This window comes from Collinsella sp. BG-O-102 (assembly GCF_023656745.1).
In the GTDB taxonomy this organism is placed as follows: Bacteria; Actinomycetota; Coriobacteriia; order Coriobacteriales; family Coriobacteriaceae; genus Collinsella.
The window spans coordinates 1-16,274 of sequence record NZ_JAMOKO010000015.1 but is presented as its reverse complement, the minus strand read 5'-3'; the positions used below and the strand labels follow the sequence as shown (position 1 = coordinate 16,274).

Here is a 16,274-nt window from a genome sequence, read left to right as displayed (position 1 = left end):
CTGCTGATAGGTTGACTGGGCCCCTTGGCCTTTAGTTTGCTACTGCGAACAGTCCTGCTCGCGCGGAACTTGTATCAAACTAAAGGCCAAGGGGCCTCTGCTATAAGAATCGATTGTCAGGTTATTTGAATTTGAAGATCTTCGAAGCGCGGTACACAGGGGCCTGGGCTGAAAAGAATTAGGTTGGAAGTCGGTCGGAGGCGGGCGGGCATTACGTTTGTCGCGAGTTCCGCATGCAAAGAAGGCCACTTAATGTGGCCTTCGTCTTGCATAGGACTGTAGAGCAGCAAACGTAACGCCCGCCCGTCTCCGACCGACGGTCGAGTGGACTACTTCGCGGCGCCGGGGATGCTGTGGGAGGTTTTGGCGGTTTTGGCTCCGTTTACGATGGCAGTTTCCAGGGCCCTTACTGCGAGCATGCCCAGCAGGTCTAGGGGAACGGCGGCGCTTGCCTGGGCGCCCAGTTTGCCGCTGGCGAGGGTGTAGATGGTGTCGCCGTCGTTGGTGGTGTGCGTGGGACGGATGGCGTGTGCGTAGGCGTCTGCGGCCATCTGGGAGACCTTGGTGGCTTGTGCCTTAGTGAGTTCCACGTTGGTGATGATGCAGCTGATGGTGGTGTTGGTGCGGTCGAGCGGCATCTGCATGGATCCGGCGGCGGCAAAGGCTGCGAGTTCCATGTCGACGATCTGGTCGCTATCGGCTGCGGCGCGCATGCCGGCGACCCACTCGCCGGTGAAGGGGTCGACAACGTTGCCGCAGGCGTTGACCGAGACCACGGCGCCCACCTTGACGGGACCGAGTGCCACGGCGGCAGCTCCAAGACCGGCCTTCATGCAGGTGGCAGGCCCCATGAGCTTACCCACGGTGGCGCCCGTGCCGGCGCCTACGTTGCCCTGTTCGAGCTTGGTGGGGGTGTGGTCGAGTGCTTCGCGCACGGCGGCGATGCCGGCCTCAATGTCGGGGCGCACGGTGGGGTCGCCAAAGGCAAGGTCGAAGATACAGCTGGAGCACACGATAGGCACCTGCGTGGGGCCGACGGGAAGGCCGATGCCGCGGCTCTCAAGCTCGCGAGCGACGCCGCTTGCAGCTTCGAGGCCAAAGGCCGATCCGCCCGAAAGGCAGACGGCGTGGACCTTGTCGACGGTGTTCTCGGGTCGTAGCAGGTCGGTCTCGCGCGAAGCGGGAGCGCCACCGCGTACGTCAACGCCGCCGGTGGCGCCCTCGGGTGCCACGATTACGGTGCAACCGGTGCCGGCCTCCTCGTCCGTATAGTTGCCATAGCAAAAGCCATCGACATCGCAGACGTCAATGGCCTCGAGCAGTGTATCCATGTTTAACTCCTATCGGTTTTCCGCCGCGCCTTGTGCCCGGTCGGGATCCGTACGGTACGCCAAAATTGTAGGCGCTGGGGAATACCCAGCGCCAGATGCAATTACGAGAGTTTTTGAATCGCGCGCGCGACGCGGGCGATGGGTAGGCCCACTACGTTATAGAAGTCGCCCGAAATATCGTGCACGAGCATGCGGCCGCCTGTGCCCTGGATGCCGTAGGCGCCTGCCTTATCCATGGGCTCACCCGAGGCAACGTAGTGCTCGATCTGCTCGTCGGTGAGCTCGTAGAATGTCACGTCGGTCACATCGACAAACGACAGGCTCTCGGCGGCATGCGGGGCGGCCGTATCGCCTGCCTTAACGATGCAGACGCCGGTTGCGACCTGGTGCGTGCGGCCCGAAAGCTCACGGAGCATGGTGCGCGCCTCGCCCTCGGTTGCCGGCTTGCCCAAAATCTTGCCGTCGAAGGTGACGATGGTGTCGGCCGCGACCGTCAGTTCTTTGGGCTCGGCATACTCGGCAGCAACGGCAGCCGCCTTGGCGCGTGCCAAACGCTCGACAAGCGTGAGCGGAGCCTCGCCATCAAAGGGCGTTTCGTCGATATCCGCGGGAATCACGCGAATGTTGTAGCCTGCCTCGCGCATCAGCTCTATGCGGCGCGGCGATTGGGAAGCCAAAATCATAGTTGGATGCCCTCGGCGACCTTCTCGACGGCCTTGTCGCCAGCGAGCGTGCGCAGCAGCTCCAATGCAAAGGGGAGTGACTGTGCCATGCCGCTGGCAGTGATGATGTTGCCGTCTTGCGTGACCTTCTCGCCAGTATAGGCGCCTTCGGGGAAGCTTTTCTCAAAGCCAGGGAAGCACGTGGCGTGGCGCCCCTCGAGTAGGTCGAGCTCGCCCAGGATAAACGGGGCGGCGCAGATGGCGGCGACGTGCTTGGTCGCGGCGAACTCGCAGACCACGTCGCAGACACGCTGATCGGCGCGCAGGTTGGTGGCACCGGGCAGGCCGCCGGGCAGCACGACGCAGTCGTACTCGTCAAAGTTGATCTCATCAAAGAGCGCATCGCAGGTCACGGGGATCTGCAGCGAGCTTACGACCTCACGCGTGGGCATAATCGAGACGAGCGTGGCACGCACGCCGCCGCGACGCATGACATCGACCATGGTCAAGCATTCAATAGTTTCAAAGCCATCGGCGGCGAGAACGGCAACGCTGGGCATGAGGGTTCCTTTCACAGGCGGCATACAATTAGCCGTCTTATACCCCGAAGACCTCCGCTTGCCACGCTCGATTTCCCAATGATTTTTCTGAGCAATGATTAAGTGGCTAGTTGCGCCTAAGGTGGACGACGGTCTCGCAGTGGAAGGTTTGCGGGAACAGGTCAACTGGCGTGATCTTTACGGGGGAGAAGGTGCCTTCTTCGACAAAGCGTTTGAGATCGCGTGCCAGGGTGGCCGGGTCGCAGCTCACGTAGGCGACATCGCGAGCACTCGTACTGGCGATAAGGTCGATCGCTTCGGGGGCGAGGCCTGCGCGCGGCGGGTCGACCACCAAGACGTCGGCATCCTGGTCGGGGAACTCGCGCACCGCGTCTCCGCCAATGACGTCGACGTTATCAAGCTTGTTGATTTCCAGGTTACGGCGTAGATCGCGCACGGCGGGGCCGTAGGCCTCGACGGCGGCGACAAAGTCGCAGCGGCGGGCGAGCGGCAGGGTAAAGGTGCCGGCACCGCAGTACAGGTCCACGGCAAGCTCGTCTTCCTGCGGGTCGAGCGCTTCCATGACAAGCTCGATCAAAATCTCGGCACCCTTGGTGTTGACCTGGAAAAAAGACGGGGCAGACAAGCGCATCTGACCCTCGGCGATATTCTCGGTCCATGAGCCCTCTCCGGCGAGCATTTCGACCTTGGAGACACGGCGGGCCTTCTTTTCGCCCTTGCTCATCACGCGCACGATGCTCGTGGGATGAGCGGCGTCCGCCAGCACGCGGGAGACCTGCGAGCGCGGAAAAGAGCCTGTGGGCGTCCAAAGCGCGACCTCGAGTGCCTTGGTGCGGCGTGATGCGCGAATGCCCACGCGTTCGAGCCCCAAGTCATGGCTGCCGCTTAGATAGTTGAGTGCGCCGACGACCGATTTGAGCGCTTTCGGGAAGCGCTTATCGAACAGCGGGCACGTATCGACGGTCACGATTTTGCTGGGGTCGACACCGTGCATGCCAAGGCGCACGCGACCGTTGACGACGGTCGGTTCGAGCTCGATTTTATTGCGGTAGCCCCAGTCGTCCTTGGTGTGGCAGATGGGCTGTACCAACTCATCGACCAGCTCAGGAGCGAACTTGCCGATGCGCTCGAGCGTGGAGCGCAGGTTTTGCTCCTTGGCGGCGAGCTGTGCCGTGCGTGAGAGATTGCCCCACGAGCAGCCGCCGCAGATGCCCACGAAGGGGCAGGGGGGCTGAATGCGATTGGGGCTTGGCTCCAGAATCTCGGTGGTGCGGGCACGCATGAACGACTTGCCGTCCTGTACGACCTCGGCCTCGACGGTGTCGCCTGCCACGGCGCCCTGCACAAAGACGGCCTTGCCGTTGTCGGCGTGCGCCAGCCCGTCGGCGCCGTAGGTCATCGATTCTATAGTGAGCTTCATATTCCTGCCTGTCATTCGCGTTGTTGTTCGCACCATGGTAGCAGGGAAAAGCGCCCCGCATCCGAGGCTTTCCTCAAATGCGGGGCACTTCTACAAACTGCTTCTACAAACGACTATTTCGTCTTGCCGGTAATGAGCGTCTTAAGACCCAGGCCGATCAGACCCAGGCCCATGCGCACGCGACCGGGGCGATGGCGCTCGATGGCCTTGGTCTTGCCGGCGGGCTTATCGCGACGGGCGCTCGCTTCGGGTGCGGGCTTGGTGATCTGCGGCTCGGGCCGAGGTGCAGGTGCAGGCTCGGGCTCAATGACGGTCGCCTGGACCTTCTGAACCTCGGGTGCTACCGGCTGCGGCTCGGCCTCGGGGGCAGGTTCCGCCTCAATGACGGGCTCGGTGGCGGCCTCGGCGTTGCGATAGGCACGCTCCAGCAGGGCTTCCTGCGAGTTGAAGGGTTTCTCACTCTCTGCACGCTCCACGGGGACCCAGGTGCCGTCGCTCGTGAGGCTGCGGGCCTTCACGTTGTCGCGCAGCTGCATGCCCATGTACTCGTGCACTAGGGCGCGGCAGGTGGGGTCGAGCACGGGGAAGGCAATCTCCACGCGGTGCTCGGTGTTGCGCGTCATCATGTCTGCCGAGCTCAGGTAAATCATGTCCGAGTCCACGCCGAAAGCATAGACGCGCGCGTGCTCCAAAAAGCGTCCGACGATGGAGCGGACATGCACGTTCTCGGTCTTGCCCGGAACACCGGGCTTGAGGCACGAGATGCCGCGGATGATCATGTCTACGCGCACGCCGGCACACGATGCCTCGGCGATCTTGTCGATAACCTCGCGGTCGGTCAGCGAGTTGAGCTTAAAGAACACGCGGGCGGGCTCGCCGGCAAGGGCGCGCTGGATCTCGCGGTCAAGCCCGCGCATGATGAGCGGTTTCAGTCCGACGGGCGCCACACCCAGGAAGCGGTAGTCGCCGCGCAGGTTGCCCAGCGACAGATTGCGGAAGAACAGGTTGGCGTCCTCGCCGATGCCGGGATGGGCGGTCATGAGCATAAAGTCGCTGTAGAGTTTGGCCGTCTTCTCGTTAAAGTTGCCGGTGCCCAAAAGCGTGAGGCGCGTTAGCGCCATGCCCTCGCGATAGGTGAGCTGGCAGATCTTTGAGTGGCATTTAAAGCCCTCGGAACCATAGATGACGGTGCAGCCTGCCTCTTCCAGACGCTCGGCCCACTCGATGTTGTTCTGCTCGTCAAAGCGGGCACGAAGTTCCATGAGCACCGTGACCTCTTTGCCGTTCTCGGCAGCATCGATCAGCGACTCGCACAGGCGGCTCTGCTTGGCCACGCGGTAGAGCGTGATGCGCAGCGAGATGCACTCGGGGTCGTAGGCGGCCTCGTGCACCAGATCCAGGAAGGGGTTCATGGCCTCGTAGGGATAAAAGAGCAGCTTGTCGTGCTGCAGCACCTGCTCGCGGATGGAGCGGGTCATGTCGATGGTGGGATTGGGCTGCGGCCTAAACGGCGTAAAGAGCAGCTCGTTGCGCAGGTGCTCGGGAATCTTGCCCTCAATGCCAAAGACGTAGCCCAGGTTGAGCGGGATATCGCAGGTAAAGACCGAGCGACGCGAAAGCTCGAGCGCCTTGCGGATAGTCTTGAGCGTCGCCTTCTCGAGCGATCCCGAGACCGCGAGCACTACCGGCTGCAGGCGCAGGCGCTTCTTGAGAATGCGCTTCATGTGCTGGCGGTAGTCCTCTTCCTCCTCGACGCCCTCGCCGTCCGGATCGATGTCAGCGTTGCGGGTGACGCGGATCAGCGCACGATCCAGCGGCTTATAGGAGCCAAAGCAGCTGTCCAGGCAGGCGAGGATGACGTCCTCGAGCAAGATGTAGGAGTAGGTGCCGGTGGGCGAGGGGATCTCGACCACGCGGTTCATCGAGGCGGGAATCTCGATAAGGCCCAGCAGGCTCTCCTCGTCGGTGGCACCGTCCAGACCACAGGCCAGATAGAGCGCGCCATTGCGCAGGTTGGGGAAGGGGTGGCGAGGATCGATGACCAGCGGCGAGATGACCGGTGACACGTAGGCCTGGAAGTAGCGGGTTACAAAGGTGCGCTCCTCGGGCGTAAGCGAATCGATGCGGGCGCGGTGAACGCCCAAGGTGTCGAGCTTGCCCTCGATGCTCTTAAAGATGGACTCCCAACGGGTAAGGAGCCCGGGCATTTCGGCCATGACAGCATCGACCTGTTCGGAGGCGGTCATATTGCTCTTGTTGTCGACAGGTTGTTTTTTGAGCTCCGCCAGATCGGACAGGCCGCCCACGCGCACCATAAGGAACTCGTCGAGGTTGGACTCGAAAATCGACACGAACTTTAGACGCTCGAACAGCGGAACGGTTTCGTCGAAGGCTTCGTCGAGCACGCGGTTGTCAAAGCGTAGCCAGCTGAGCTCTCGGTTTTGCGTGTACGAGAAGTCGCGCGGCGGTTTGCGCAGCTTTGCGGCGGCTTGCTTCTTTTCGATTTTGCTCGGCATATGCATCTGTCCGTTCAGTCCCCACAGGGGACGGTAGCCTAACACTATTCACTATTGTCTCAATTTAGTCGACCTGTGGCACGGACGTATCGCGTGAACGGCATCTTTACCTACTTCTTACGCTGCCAAGTCATAGGACTGACGCCCTGCTCGTCTGCAAGCGGTCTATATCCTCACTCAACTGGTACGTAAGTGTGAATAAGAATGATGGATAGCTGAATATCATTGAATGCAGGCGGAAACGTAAACAAACATCATTTATATACATAAAACCGATTTAGCTATGCAATTCTGAATCAAAAGTTTAGAGACGCAATCGCAAATGGTTTTTAGGAAAAAAGAGCGTTTACCTTAGAAAAGTTACTTTAGAACGCCGAAGTACATCATGGGGGAATCACATGCGATATACCGTTCATCGCACTTTGTTGACCGTTCGGGGGCGAGGTGGAATTGCGGGTGGAATTTGGATATAACTAGAGCTGTCAGCAAGCAGCGCCCGTTACGGAAGGGCGCTGAGAGATTCGGCCGAAAGGCCCGAAAGAAAGGTAGGAGGCCATGACGAAAGGTCTGCACGTGCCTTCCGAGATCGGCAAGCTCAGGAAGGTCTGCCTGCACCGTCCCGGCGACGAGCTCCTCAACCTGCCGCCCGACGAGCTCGAGCGACTCCTGTTCGACGACGTCCCGTTCCTGGAGGTCGCGCAGCAGGAGCACGACACCTTCGCCCAGATCCTGAGGGACCAGGGCGTGGAGGTGCTCTACCTCGAGAACCTCGTCGCCGAGGTGTTCGACCAGGTCCCCGGCGCCCGCGCCGAGTTCACCGACCAGTACATCGCCGAGGCCGGCATCCGCGGCCAGCACATGCCGCAGATCGTCCGCGAGAAGCTGGACTCCATCGAGGACAACCTCGAGTTCGTCAAGAAGACCATGGCCGGCATGACCAAGTCCGAGATCGACATGCCCCTCACGGCGTCCACGACCCTCGACTCCCTGGTCAACTCCGAGTCCGAGTCCGACCTGATCATCGACCCGATGCCCAACCTCTACTTCACCCGCGACCCGTTCGCGGTCGTCGGCGAGGGCGTCAACCTCAACCGCATGTACTCGGTCACCCGCAACCGCGAGACCCTGTACGGCAAGTACATCTTCAAGTACCACCCCGACTACAAGGACGTCTCGCTGTACTTCCGCCGCGACTGCCAGTTCCACACCGAGGGCGGCGACGTGCTGAACATCAACGAGAAGACCCTCGCCGTCGGCATCTCCCAGCGCACCCAGGCCGCCGCGATCGACGTCATGGCCCAGAACATCTTCTGGAACTCCGACTCCAAGGTCGAGCGCATCCTGGCCTTCGACATCCCGGTCTCGCGCGCCTTCATGCACCTCGACACGGTCTTCACCCAGATCGACGTCGATAAGTTCACGATCCACCCCGCCATCATGGGCACCCTGCGCGTCTACGAGCTGACCGCCGGCAAGAACCCGGGCGACGTGAACATCCGCCTGATCGAGGACACCCTCGAGCACGTCCTGGAGGACGCCACCGGCGTCGACCAGGTCAAGCTGATCCCCTGCGGCGGCGGCGACCCGATCGCGGCCTCCCGCGAGCAGTGGAACGACGGCTCCAACACCCTGTGCGTCGAGCCCGGCAAGATCTGCGTCTACGCCCGCAACACCGTCACCAACGACGTGCTGTACAAGGAGGGCCTGGACCTTCTCGTCGTGCCCTCCGCCGAGCTCTCCCGCGGCCGCGGCGGCCCGCGCTGCATGAGCATGCCCTTCTGGCGCGAGGACCTCTAAGGTCTTCAAGGACTCGTACGGGTCATAATACATATATCTAGCTGCCATTAGATGTCTCCCATTGGGGCGGTGCGGGTTTTCGCACCGCCCCAATCTTGTATGAGGAACGTCAACACGATTGGACGACTGCTTTTGTAAGGAGCTTGGCCATGGACATCAAGACGATTGGCGTTGAGGAATGGCTCATCGTTTGGGAGAAGAGCGCCACGTGGGACATCGCCCAGTCGACGATCTCGTCGCTCACCATGGGCGAGCTGCGCGCGCTCGATGAACAGGACGGCGCCACGTTCTACGAGCGCCTGGACCGCGAGAAGATGAACTACGGCTGGATCGAGGGCTCGCCGGAGTTTAAGGCCGAGGTTGCCAAGCTGTATCGTCGGGAGGTCAATCCCGATCACATTCTGCAGACCAATGGCTGCACGGGCGCTAACCTCAACGCCATCATGGCTGTGGTCGAGCCCGGCGACCATGTTATCGCCGAGTGGCCCACCTACGCGCCGCTCTACGAGATTCCGCGCACGCTGAGCGCCGAGGTCGAGTATTGGGAGCTTCGCGAGGAACTCGGCTGGAAGCCCGATATCGAGGAACTCAAGCGCTTGGTGCGTCCCAACACCAAGCTTATCTGCATAAACAACGCATCGAACCCCATCGGTACGGTGCTCGATGCCGATATGCTCGGCCAGATTGCCGAGATCGCCCGCTCGGTGGGCGCCTACGTGCTGTGCGACGAGGTATATCTGCCGCTCGAAAACACTGAGTCCTTTATGTCGATGGTCGACGTGTACGAGAGGGCCATTGTCACCAACTCGTTGTCGAAGACCTATTCGACACCTGCGGCCCGCGTGGGCTGGGTCCTGGCCGACAAAGAGGTGTCCAACCGCATCCGTACCTATCGCGATTACACCATGATCTGCGGCGGCGTGTTCAACGATGCCCTGGCGACCTATGTGCTCGAGCACAAGGACAAGATTGTCGAGCGCAATCGCAAGATCGTGTTTGGCAACCGCGATATCGCGCAGGCTTGGATCGATACGCAGCATCGCGTTTCCTGGACGGCTCCGCAGGGCGTGTCCACCTCGTTTATCCAGCTTGATATTCCCGAGGACGACGAGGGGTTCTGCAAGCGCCTGCTGTCCGAGAGGGGAGTGCTGCTGGTACCCGGCAGCCGCTTTGAGCTTCCCTGTGGCGCACGCCTGGGCTACTGCGCGAGCGAGGACGTTCTGCGTGAGGGCCTGATGCTTTTGGGCGAGGCACTGGCGGAGTTCGATCGCTAGGATTCCGATGGTCTTCGGGGGCCTTATCTAAATTGGCCGAAGATAATCGAAAACGGACCCGTTTCCCTAGTGAAGCGGGTCCGTTTTTCTATACCGAGAAGTCAAGTTGTTACAAATGGGGCTGTAAAGCGAGTCGGTATCCGCTGGGCCTTATACTGAGTTTCCGGTGAACGGTATCAAGCGTCTGGTAAACGGTAATTTATTTACCAGAAATGAATAGGACAAACTTTTTTCTGAATAAAAATGAAAATGGTTGAGACACGGTATGAACCGCTAATTCTATTCATAGCTTTATTAGAAATATGCAATTTGAGGATGGTTTAACAAAGTTTAGTTCCATTTGATTTTAGGATTGAAAACGCGTTTAAGCACGTAAATACGCTTTATTAAGATGAAGTGTGCCATGCGTGAAGTATATGTGTATGCCGTTCACCCCCTATAAAAAACCGTTCGGGGGCAAGGTGGAAGTATGAGCTGATTTTGGATATAAATATGTCGTCAGCAATAACGCCTCACACGGAGGGGCGCTAACGAATCGGCCCTAACAAGGGCCCGAAAGAAAGGTAGGAGGCCATGACGAAAGGTCTGCACGTGCCTTCCGAGATCGGCAAGCTCAGGAAGGTCTGCCTGCACCGTCCCGGCGACGAGCTCCTCAACCTGCCGCCCGACGAGCTCGAGCGACTCCTGTTCGACGACGTCCCGTTCCTGGAGGTCGCGCAGCAGGAGCACGACACCTTCGCCCAGATCCTGAGGGACCAGGGCGTGGAGGTGCTCTACCTCGAGAACCTCGTCGCCGAGGTGTTCGACCAGGTCCCCGGCGCCCGCGCCGAGTTCACCGACCAGTACATCGCCGAGGCCGGCATCCGCGGCCAGCACATGCCGCAGATCGTCCGCGAGAAGCTGGACTCCATCGAGGACAACCTCGAGTTCGTCAAGAAGACCATGGCCGGCATGACCAAGTCCGAGATCGACATGCCCCTCACGGCGTCCACGACCCTCGACTCCCTGGTCAACTCCGAGTCCGAGTCCGACCTGATCATCGACCCGATGCCCAACCTCTACTTCACCCGCGACCCGTTCGCGGTCGTCGGCGAGGGCGTCAACCTCAACCGCATGTACTCGGTCACCCGCAACCGCGAGACCCTGTACGGCAAGTACATCTTCAAGTACCACCCCGACTACAAGGACGTCTCGCTGTACTTCCGCCGCGACTGCCAGTTCCACACCGAGGGCGGCGACGTGCTGAACATCAACGAGAAGACCCTCGCCGTCGGCATCTCCCAGCGCACCCAGGCCGCCGCGATCGACGTCATGGCCCAGAACATCTTCTGGAACTCCGACTCCAAGGTCGAGCGCATCCTGGCCTTCGACATCCCGGTCTCGCGCGCCTTCATGCACCTCGACACGGTCTTCACCCAGATCGACGTCGATAAGTTCACGATCCACCCCGCCATCATGGGCACCCTGCGCGTCTACGAGCTGACCGCCGGCAAGAACCCGGGCGACGTGAACATCCGCCTGATCGAGGACACCCTCGAGCACGTCCTGGAGGACGCCACCGGCGTCGACCAGGTCAAGCTGATCCCCTGCGGCGGCGGCGACCCGATCGCGGCCTCCCGCGAGCAGTGGAACGACGGCTCCAACACCCTGTGCGTCGAGCCCGGCAAGATCTGCGTCTACGCCCGCAACACCGTCACCAACGACGTGCTGTACAAGGAGGGCCTGGACCTTCTCGTCGTGCCCTCCGCCGAGCTCTCCCGCGGCCGCGGCGGCCCGCGCTGCATGAGCATGCCCTTCTGGCGCGAGGACCTCTAAGTCTTTCCGTTTCCGGTGCGGTCCCCCTACAACCGCACCGGCTTCGCCCGTTAAACGGGCAACACTAATACTTACGTAATTCATTTCTTCGAAAGGAATCAAACCATGGGTGTTAACCTCTCCGGCCGTAGCTTCCTCAAGCTTCTCGACCTCACCACCGAGGAGATCGAGTACCTGCTCAAGCTCTCCAAGAACTTCAAGGATATGAAGCGCGCTGGCGTTCCGCACCGCTATCTCGAGGGCAAGAATATCGTTCTGCTCTTCCAGAAGACCTCCACTCGTACCCGCTGCGCCTTCGAGGTCGGCGGCATGGATCTGGGCATGGGCGTCACCTACCTCGATCCGGGTTCGTCGCAGATGGGCAAGAAGGAGTCCATCGAGGACACCGCCCGTGTTCTCGGCCGCATGTATGACGGCATCGAGTTCCGTGGCTTTGCCCAGGACGACGTCGAGGAGCTCGCTGCTAAGTCCGGCGTGCCCGTGTGGAACGGCCTGACCACCGAGTGGCATCCCACCCAGATGCTCGCCGACATCCTGACCGTCCAGGAGAACTTCAACTACGACATCAAGGGCAAGACCCTCGTCTTCATGGGCGACTGCAAGAACAACGTCGCTCGCTCCCTCATGGTTGTCTGCTCCAAGCTCGGCATGAACTTCGTGGCCTGCGGCCCCGAGGAGTGCATGCCCGCCGACGACGTCATCGAGGCCTGCAAGCCCATCGCCGAGGCCAACGGCTGCACCATCAAGCTGACCACCGACGTCAAGGACGGCGTCACCGGTGCCGACGTTATCTACACCGACGTGTGGGTCTCCATGGGCGAGCCCGACGAGGTCTGGGCCGAGCGCATCGCTCAGCTCACCCCGTATCGTGTTACCTCCGAGGTCATGGCTATGGCCAACCCGGGCGCCATTTTCCTGCACTGCCTGCCCAGCTTCCACGACACCAACACCACCATTGGCGCCGAGAAGTGCGAGCAGTTCGGCATCACCGAGCAGGAGGTCACCGACGAGGTCTTCGAGAGCCCCGCTTCCAAGGTCTTCGATGAGGCCGAGAACCGCATGCACACCATTAAGGCTGTCATGTACGCCACGCTCAAGTAAGAGCATCTAGCATCTCGCTCGGGGTGTATTGCTGCTCACCCCGAGCGGTTTTGTCTGGTAAATATCTCGCGTCGGGCGGTGGGCACGGCACGGAAGATCCGCTTCGCGCGAGACAGTTAAATGATTTATGAAGGGGGGATGAGAACCATGACTGAGACCGCTAAGAAAAAGCGCGGTATGCCTTCATCGTTCACCATTCTTCTTGCTCTGCTGGCAATTGTTGCAGTAATTACCGTTATCGTCTCCGGCACGTCCGGCGGCGCGGTTACCGCAGCCCGCCTGAGCGATTTCTGCACCGCCCCGATTAAGGGCTTCGCTGACGCTCTGCCCGTCTGCCTCTTCGTTATGATTCTGGGCGGCTTCCTTGGCATGATGACCGAGACCGGCGCTCTGGACAACGGCATTGCCGTCCTGGTGCAGAAGCTTAAGGGCAACGAGATCATGCTCGTTCCCGTGCTGATGCTCATCTTCTCCCTCGGTGGTACCACCTATGGTATGTGCGAGGAGACCGTTCCCTTCTACGCCCTGCTCGCCGCTACCATGATGGCCGCTGGCTTCGACCCCATGGTCGGCGCCGCTACCGTCCTGCTCGGCGCTGGCTGCGGCTGCCTGGGCTCCACGGTTAACCCGTTCGCCGTCGGCGCTGCCGTCGACGCTCTGACCGGCGTTGGCATTGAGGTCAACCAGTCCATCATCATCGGCCTCGGTGCCGTCCTGTGGATTGTCACTACCGCTATGTCCATCGTCTTCGTGATGAACTATGCCAAGAAGGTCAAGGCTGACAAGGGTTCTACCATCCTGTCGATGCAGGAGCTCAAGGACGCCGAAGAAGCTCACGGCAAGGCTGCTTCCGAGGTCCACAAGGAGGTCAAGCTCACCGGTCGTCAGAAGGGTGTTCTGATCGCCTTCGCCTTCACCTTCGTCGTCATGATCGTCGGCTTCATCCCGCTGGCCGACCTCAACGAGGGCGTCGCCAACTTCTTCGACGCTGGCGCTGTCTACGACGCCGACGGTAACGCCGTCGTCCAGGGCTGGTCTGCCCTGATCACCGGCCTGCCCATTGGCCAGTGGTACTTCGACGAGGCTTCCACCTGGTTCTTCCTCATGGCCGTCCTGATCGGTATCATCGGTGGCCTGTCCGAGAAGCAGATCGTTAACACCTTCATCACCGGCGCTGCCGACATGATGTCCGTTGTTCTCGTCATCGCCCTCGCCCGTGGCATCTCCGTCCTCATGGCTAACACCGGCCTCGACGTCTTCGTCCTCGACGCTGCCGCCAATGCCCTGGCTGGCCTGTCCGGCGTGATCTTCGCTCCCATGAGCTTCCTGGTCTACTTCGGCCTGTCCTTCCTGATCCCCTCGACCTCCGGTATGGCCACCGTCTCCATGCCCATCATGGGACCGTTGGCTGTTAAGCTCGGCTTCTCGCCTGAGGTCATGGTCATGATCTTCTCCGCCGCCATCGGTGTCGTGAACCTGTTCACCCCGACCTCCGGCGCCATCATGGGCGGTCTCGCCCTGGCCAAGATCGAGTGGACGACCTGGCTCAAGTTTGCCCTTAAGCTCATCGTCGCGCTCTCCGTCGTCTGCGCCATCATCCTGACCGTCGCCTGCGTGTTGATCTAAGTACCCAACGGGTACCCCACGGAAACCTTGACGATCCTGTAGAGGATCACCTGGTCATCGTCTGTCCGGCGGGGTAAACCCACCGGTAGACTCCTACCTTTAGCCCCCTTCCGTTCCGTGCGCGGGAGGGGGCGCTCTTGTGTTCCGGCGTTTTACCAAACGCCGGAACCACTCGACGCTGCAAGCCCGCCAGAGCGGCAATCTGACGTTCAATCGTCGGGCATGGCCAAAAGCCTATGCCCTCCTCTTTCACGTCACCTTGCTCGCTCTGGTGCCCGTTCGCTGGCTTTGGCTCTGCCTGTGACGTTTTCATTGTTGGTGCTGAGTGCCTTGTTTCCCGTCCCAAATGATCTACCCCGGGTCCCCGGTGGTTGCGGTGGGCGTGTTTGGTTGGTGCCTGTTGATGGTCTGGGTATCGGGGAGGGCGGGCTCCGTTATAATCGCCTAGAACATTAATTGGAAACGGGACGGGAGCCATACATGCGCCAGGGTTTCGACAACGCGAAGTATATCGAGCTGCAGGCTGCTCACATTAAGGAGCGCATCTCGCAGTTTGGTGGCAAGCTCTATTTGGAGTTTGGCGGTAAGCTGTTCGATGACTATCATGCGAGCCGCGTGCTGCCGGGTTTTGAACCGGACAGCAAGTTCCGCATGCTCAAGAGCATCGCCGACGATGTCGAGGTTATCATCGCGATCAACGCGAACCACATCGAGAAAAACAAGGCTCGTGGTGACCTCGGCATTACCTATGACGAGGATGTGCTGCGCCTGGTTGACCTGTTCCGCGGCAACGGCTTTGCTGTCGCGGCTGTGGTCATCACCCAGTACGCCGGCCAGCCTGCTGCCGATGTGTTCCGCAACCGCCTGAACGCGCTCGGTATTCCCGCCAAGCTGCACTATCCCATCGAGGGGTATCCGCACGATGTCGATCTGATCGTGTCCGACGATGGCTACGGCAAGAATGAGTTTGTCGAGACCACCCGACCGCTCGTCGTGGTCACTGCCCCCGGTCCTGGCTCGGGCAAGCTTGCCACCTGCCTGTCTCAGCTCTATCACGAGCACAAGCATGGCACGGCCGCCGGCTATGCCAAGTTCGAGACCTTCCCGGTCTGGAACCTTCCCCTCACGCATCCGGTCAACATCGCCTACGAGGCGGCCACGGCGGACCTCGACGATGCCAATATCATCGACTCCTTCCACCTTGAGGCCTATAACAAGACCACGGTCAACTACAACCGCGACGTCGAGGCCTTCCCGGTGGTCCGTGCTCTGATGGAAAAGATCCTGGGCAAGAGCCCCTACCAGAGTCCTACGGACATGGGCGTCAATATGGTCGGCTTTGCCATCACCGATGACGATGCCTGCCGCGACGCTTCCAAGATGGAGATCGTCCGCCGCTACTTTACCGCGGTCGAAAATGTGCGCCGTACCGGCGTGGGCGATGAGCAAGTCGACCGTCTCAAGATCATTATGAAGAAAGCCGGCATCGATAAGAACTACTCACCGGCGCGCTCGGCGGCCCTCACCAGGGAGCAGCTGACGGGTGGTCCCGTGGGTGCCATGGTTATGCCCGATGGCTCCGTGGTGACCGGCAAGACTTCCACGCGCCTGGGCGCTGCGAGCTCGCTCATCATGAATGCACTTAAGCATGTCTCGGGCGTCGACCTTGAGCTCGAGGTCATTAGCGATGAAGCGATCGAGCCCATCAGCAAGCTCAAGACGCATTTCCTGGGCAGCAAAAACCCGCGCCTCCACACCGACGAGACGCTTATGGCGCTGTCGATCACCTCGGCCACGAGTGAGACGGCCGCTCGCGTCCTTTCGGGCCTGGAGCAGCTGCGCGGTTGCGATGCCTTCTTTAGCGTGATTATCTCGCCGACGGACGAGACGGTACTGCGCAAACTGGGTATCAACGTGTGCTGCGAGCCCAAGTTTGAGCGCCGCGGTTTCTTCCATCGCTAAGTTTGAAGCACCGCGGTAATTGCATTGCATTTTGGCCGTATCGGGTTAGCGCCCGGTACGGCTTTTTGATCAATAAAGCGCCTATTTGGGGGTGCGGACGATTTCTTGGACCGCGCCTAGGCGTATCCAAGCTTCCTGCGGTACTCCATCGGGCTGAGCCACTCGAGGGACTTCTTGATGCGCCCGTCCCGATAGTACACGAGGTAGGCC

Annotated in this window: 11 protein-coding genes; 6 read left to right on the top strand and 5 right to left on the bottom strand. The window is 60.6% G+C overall.

Features of this window, described 5'->3' with window-relative positions:
* Positions 1-329 precede the first annotated feature (329 nt).
* From NBH09_RS07965 to ppk1, 5 genes are all read right to left on the bottom strand, one after another.
* The gene (locus NBH09_RS07965) at positions 330-1,331 is read right to left on the bottom strand and encodes a P1 family peptidase (protein ID WP_250787641.1); all 1,002 of its coding nucleotides are present in this window, start codon (positions 1,329-1,331) and stop codon (positions 330-332) included.
* Positions 1,332-1,432: 101 nt separating this feature from the next.
* On the bottom strand, positions 1,433-2,014 hold the full coding sequence (locus NBH09_RS07960; RefSeq protein ID WP_250787640.1) for a Maf family protein: 582 nt from the start codon (positions 2,012-2,014) through the stop codon (positions 1,433-1,435).
* A complete protein-coding gene (locus tag NBH09_RS07955; RefSeq protein WP_055287259.1) occupies positions 2,011-2,553 on the bottom strand; it encodes a DJ-1 family glyoxalase III in 543 nt (180 codons plus the stop codon). The genes NBH09_RS07960 and NBH09_RS07955 overlap by 4 nt, the downstream gene beginning before the upstream one ends.
* Positions 2,554-2,659: 106 nt before the next feature.
* Positions 2,660-3,988 (bottom strand): 23S rRNA (uracil(1939)-C(5))-methyltransferase RlmD, encoded by a 1,329-nt coding sequence (gene rlmD, locus NBH09_RS07950; RefSeq protein WP_284703134.1) that lies wholly within the window; start codon positions 3,986-3,988, stop codon positions 2,660-2,662.
* 98 nt (positions 3,989-4,086) lie between these two features.
* Positions 4,087-6,489, bottom strand: a complete 2,403-nt coding sequence (gene ppk1 / locus NBH09_RS07945) for a polyphosphate kinase 1 (RefSeq protein ID WP_250787638.1) — start codon at positions 6,487-6,489, stop codon at positions 4,087-4,089.
* Between the two features lie 555 nt (positions 6,490-7,044).
* Here ppk1 and arcA (NBH09_RS07940) point away from each other — a divergent pair.
* From arcA (NBH09_RS07940) to NBH09_RS07915, 6 genes are all read left to right on the top strand, one after another.
* On the top strand, positions 7,045-8,286 hold the full coding sequence (gene arcA / locus NBH09_RS07940; RefSeq protein ID WP_117848985.1) for an arginine deiminase: 1,242 nt from the start codon (positions 7,045-7,047) through the stop codon (positions 8,284-8,286).
* Between the two features lie 149 nt (positions 8,287-8,435).
* Positions 8,436-9,560: an aminotransferase gene (locus NBH09_RS07935; protein ID WP_250787637.1), complete on the top strand. Its 1,125-nt coding sequence runs from the start codon at positions 8,436-8,438 to the stop codon at positions 9,558-9,560.
* 573 nt (positions 9,561-10,133) lie between these two features.
* Positions 10,134-11,375 (top strand): arginine deiminase, encoded by a 1,242-nt coding sequence (gene arcA, locus NBH09_RS07930; RefSeq protein ID WP_117848985.1) that lies wholly within the window; start codon positions 10,134-10,136, stop codon positions 11,373-11,375.
* A 105-nt stretch (positions 11,376-11,480) separates the two neighbouring features.
* Complete coding sequence (argF, locus tag NBH09_RS07925; RefSeq protein WP_006234279.1) at positions 11,481-12,476, top strand: ornithine carbamoyltransferase; 996 nt, start codon at positions 11,481-11,483, stop codon at positions 12,474-12,476.
* A 138-nt stretch (positions 12,477-12,614) separates the two neighbouring features.
* Positions 12,615-14,102, top strand: a complete 1,488-nt coding sequence (locus NBH09_RS07920; protein WP_502799837.1) for a YfcC family protein — start codon at positions 12,615-12,617, stop codon at positions 14,100-14,102.
* A 480-nt stretch (positions 14,103-14,582) separates the two neighbouring features.
* A complete protein-coding gene (locus NBH09_RS07915) occupies positions 14,583-16,064 on the top strand; it encodes a DUF1846 domain-containing protein (protein ID WP_006234276.1) in 1,482 nt (493 codons plus the stop codon).
* Positions 16,065-16,274 lie beyond the last annotated feature (210 nt).

Coding starts and splice junctions, on each gene's coding strand:
- NBH09_RS07965 (WP_250787641.1), bottom strand. CDS start 1,331: ATGGATACACTGCTCGAGGCCATTGACGTCTGCGATGTCGATGGCTTT.
- NBH09_RS07960 (WP_250787640.1), bottom strand. CDS start 2,014: ATGATTTTGGCTTCCCAATCGCCGCGCCGCATAGAGCTGATGCGCGAG.
- NBH09_RS07955 (WP_055287259.1), bottom strand. CDS start 2,553: ATGCCCAGCGTTGCCGTTCTCGCCGCCGATGGCTTTGAAACTATTGAA.
- rlmD (WP_284703134.1), bottom strand. CDS start 3,988: ATGACAGGCAGGAATATGAAGCTCACTATAGAATCGATGACCTACGGC.
- ppk1 (WP_250787638.1), bottom strand. CDS start 6,489: ATGCCGAGCAAAATCGAAAAGAAGCAAGCCGCCGCAAAGCTGCGCAAA.
- arcA (WP_117848985.1), top strand. CDS start 7,045: ATGACGAAAGGTCTGCACGTGCCTTCCGAGATCGGCAAGCTCAGGAAG.
- NBH09_RS07935 (WP_250787637.1), top strand. CDS start 8,436: ATGGACATCAAGACGATTGGCGTTGAGGAATGGCTCATCGTTTGGGAG.
- arcA (WP_117848985.1), top strand. CDS start 10,134: ATGACGAAAGGTCTGCACGTGCCTTCCGAGATCGGCAAGCTCAGGAAG.
- argF (WP_006234279.1), top strand. CDS start 11,481: ATGGGTGTTAACCTCTCCGGCCGTAGCTTCCTCAAGCTTCTCGACCTC.
- NBH09_RS07920 (WP_502799837.1), top strand. CDS start 12,615: ATGAGAACCATGACTGAGACCGCTAAGAAAAAGCGCGGTATGCCTTCA.
- NBH09_RS07915 (WP_006234276.1), top strand. CDS start 14,583: ATGCGCCAGGGTTTCGACAACGCGAAGTATATCGAGCTGCAGGCTGCT.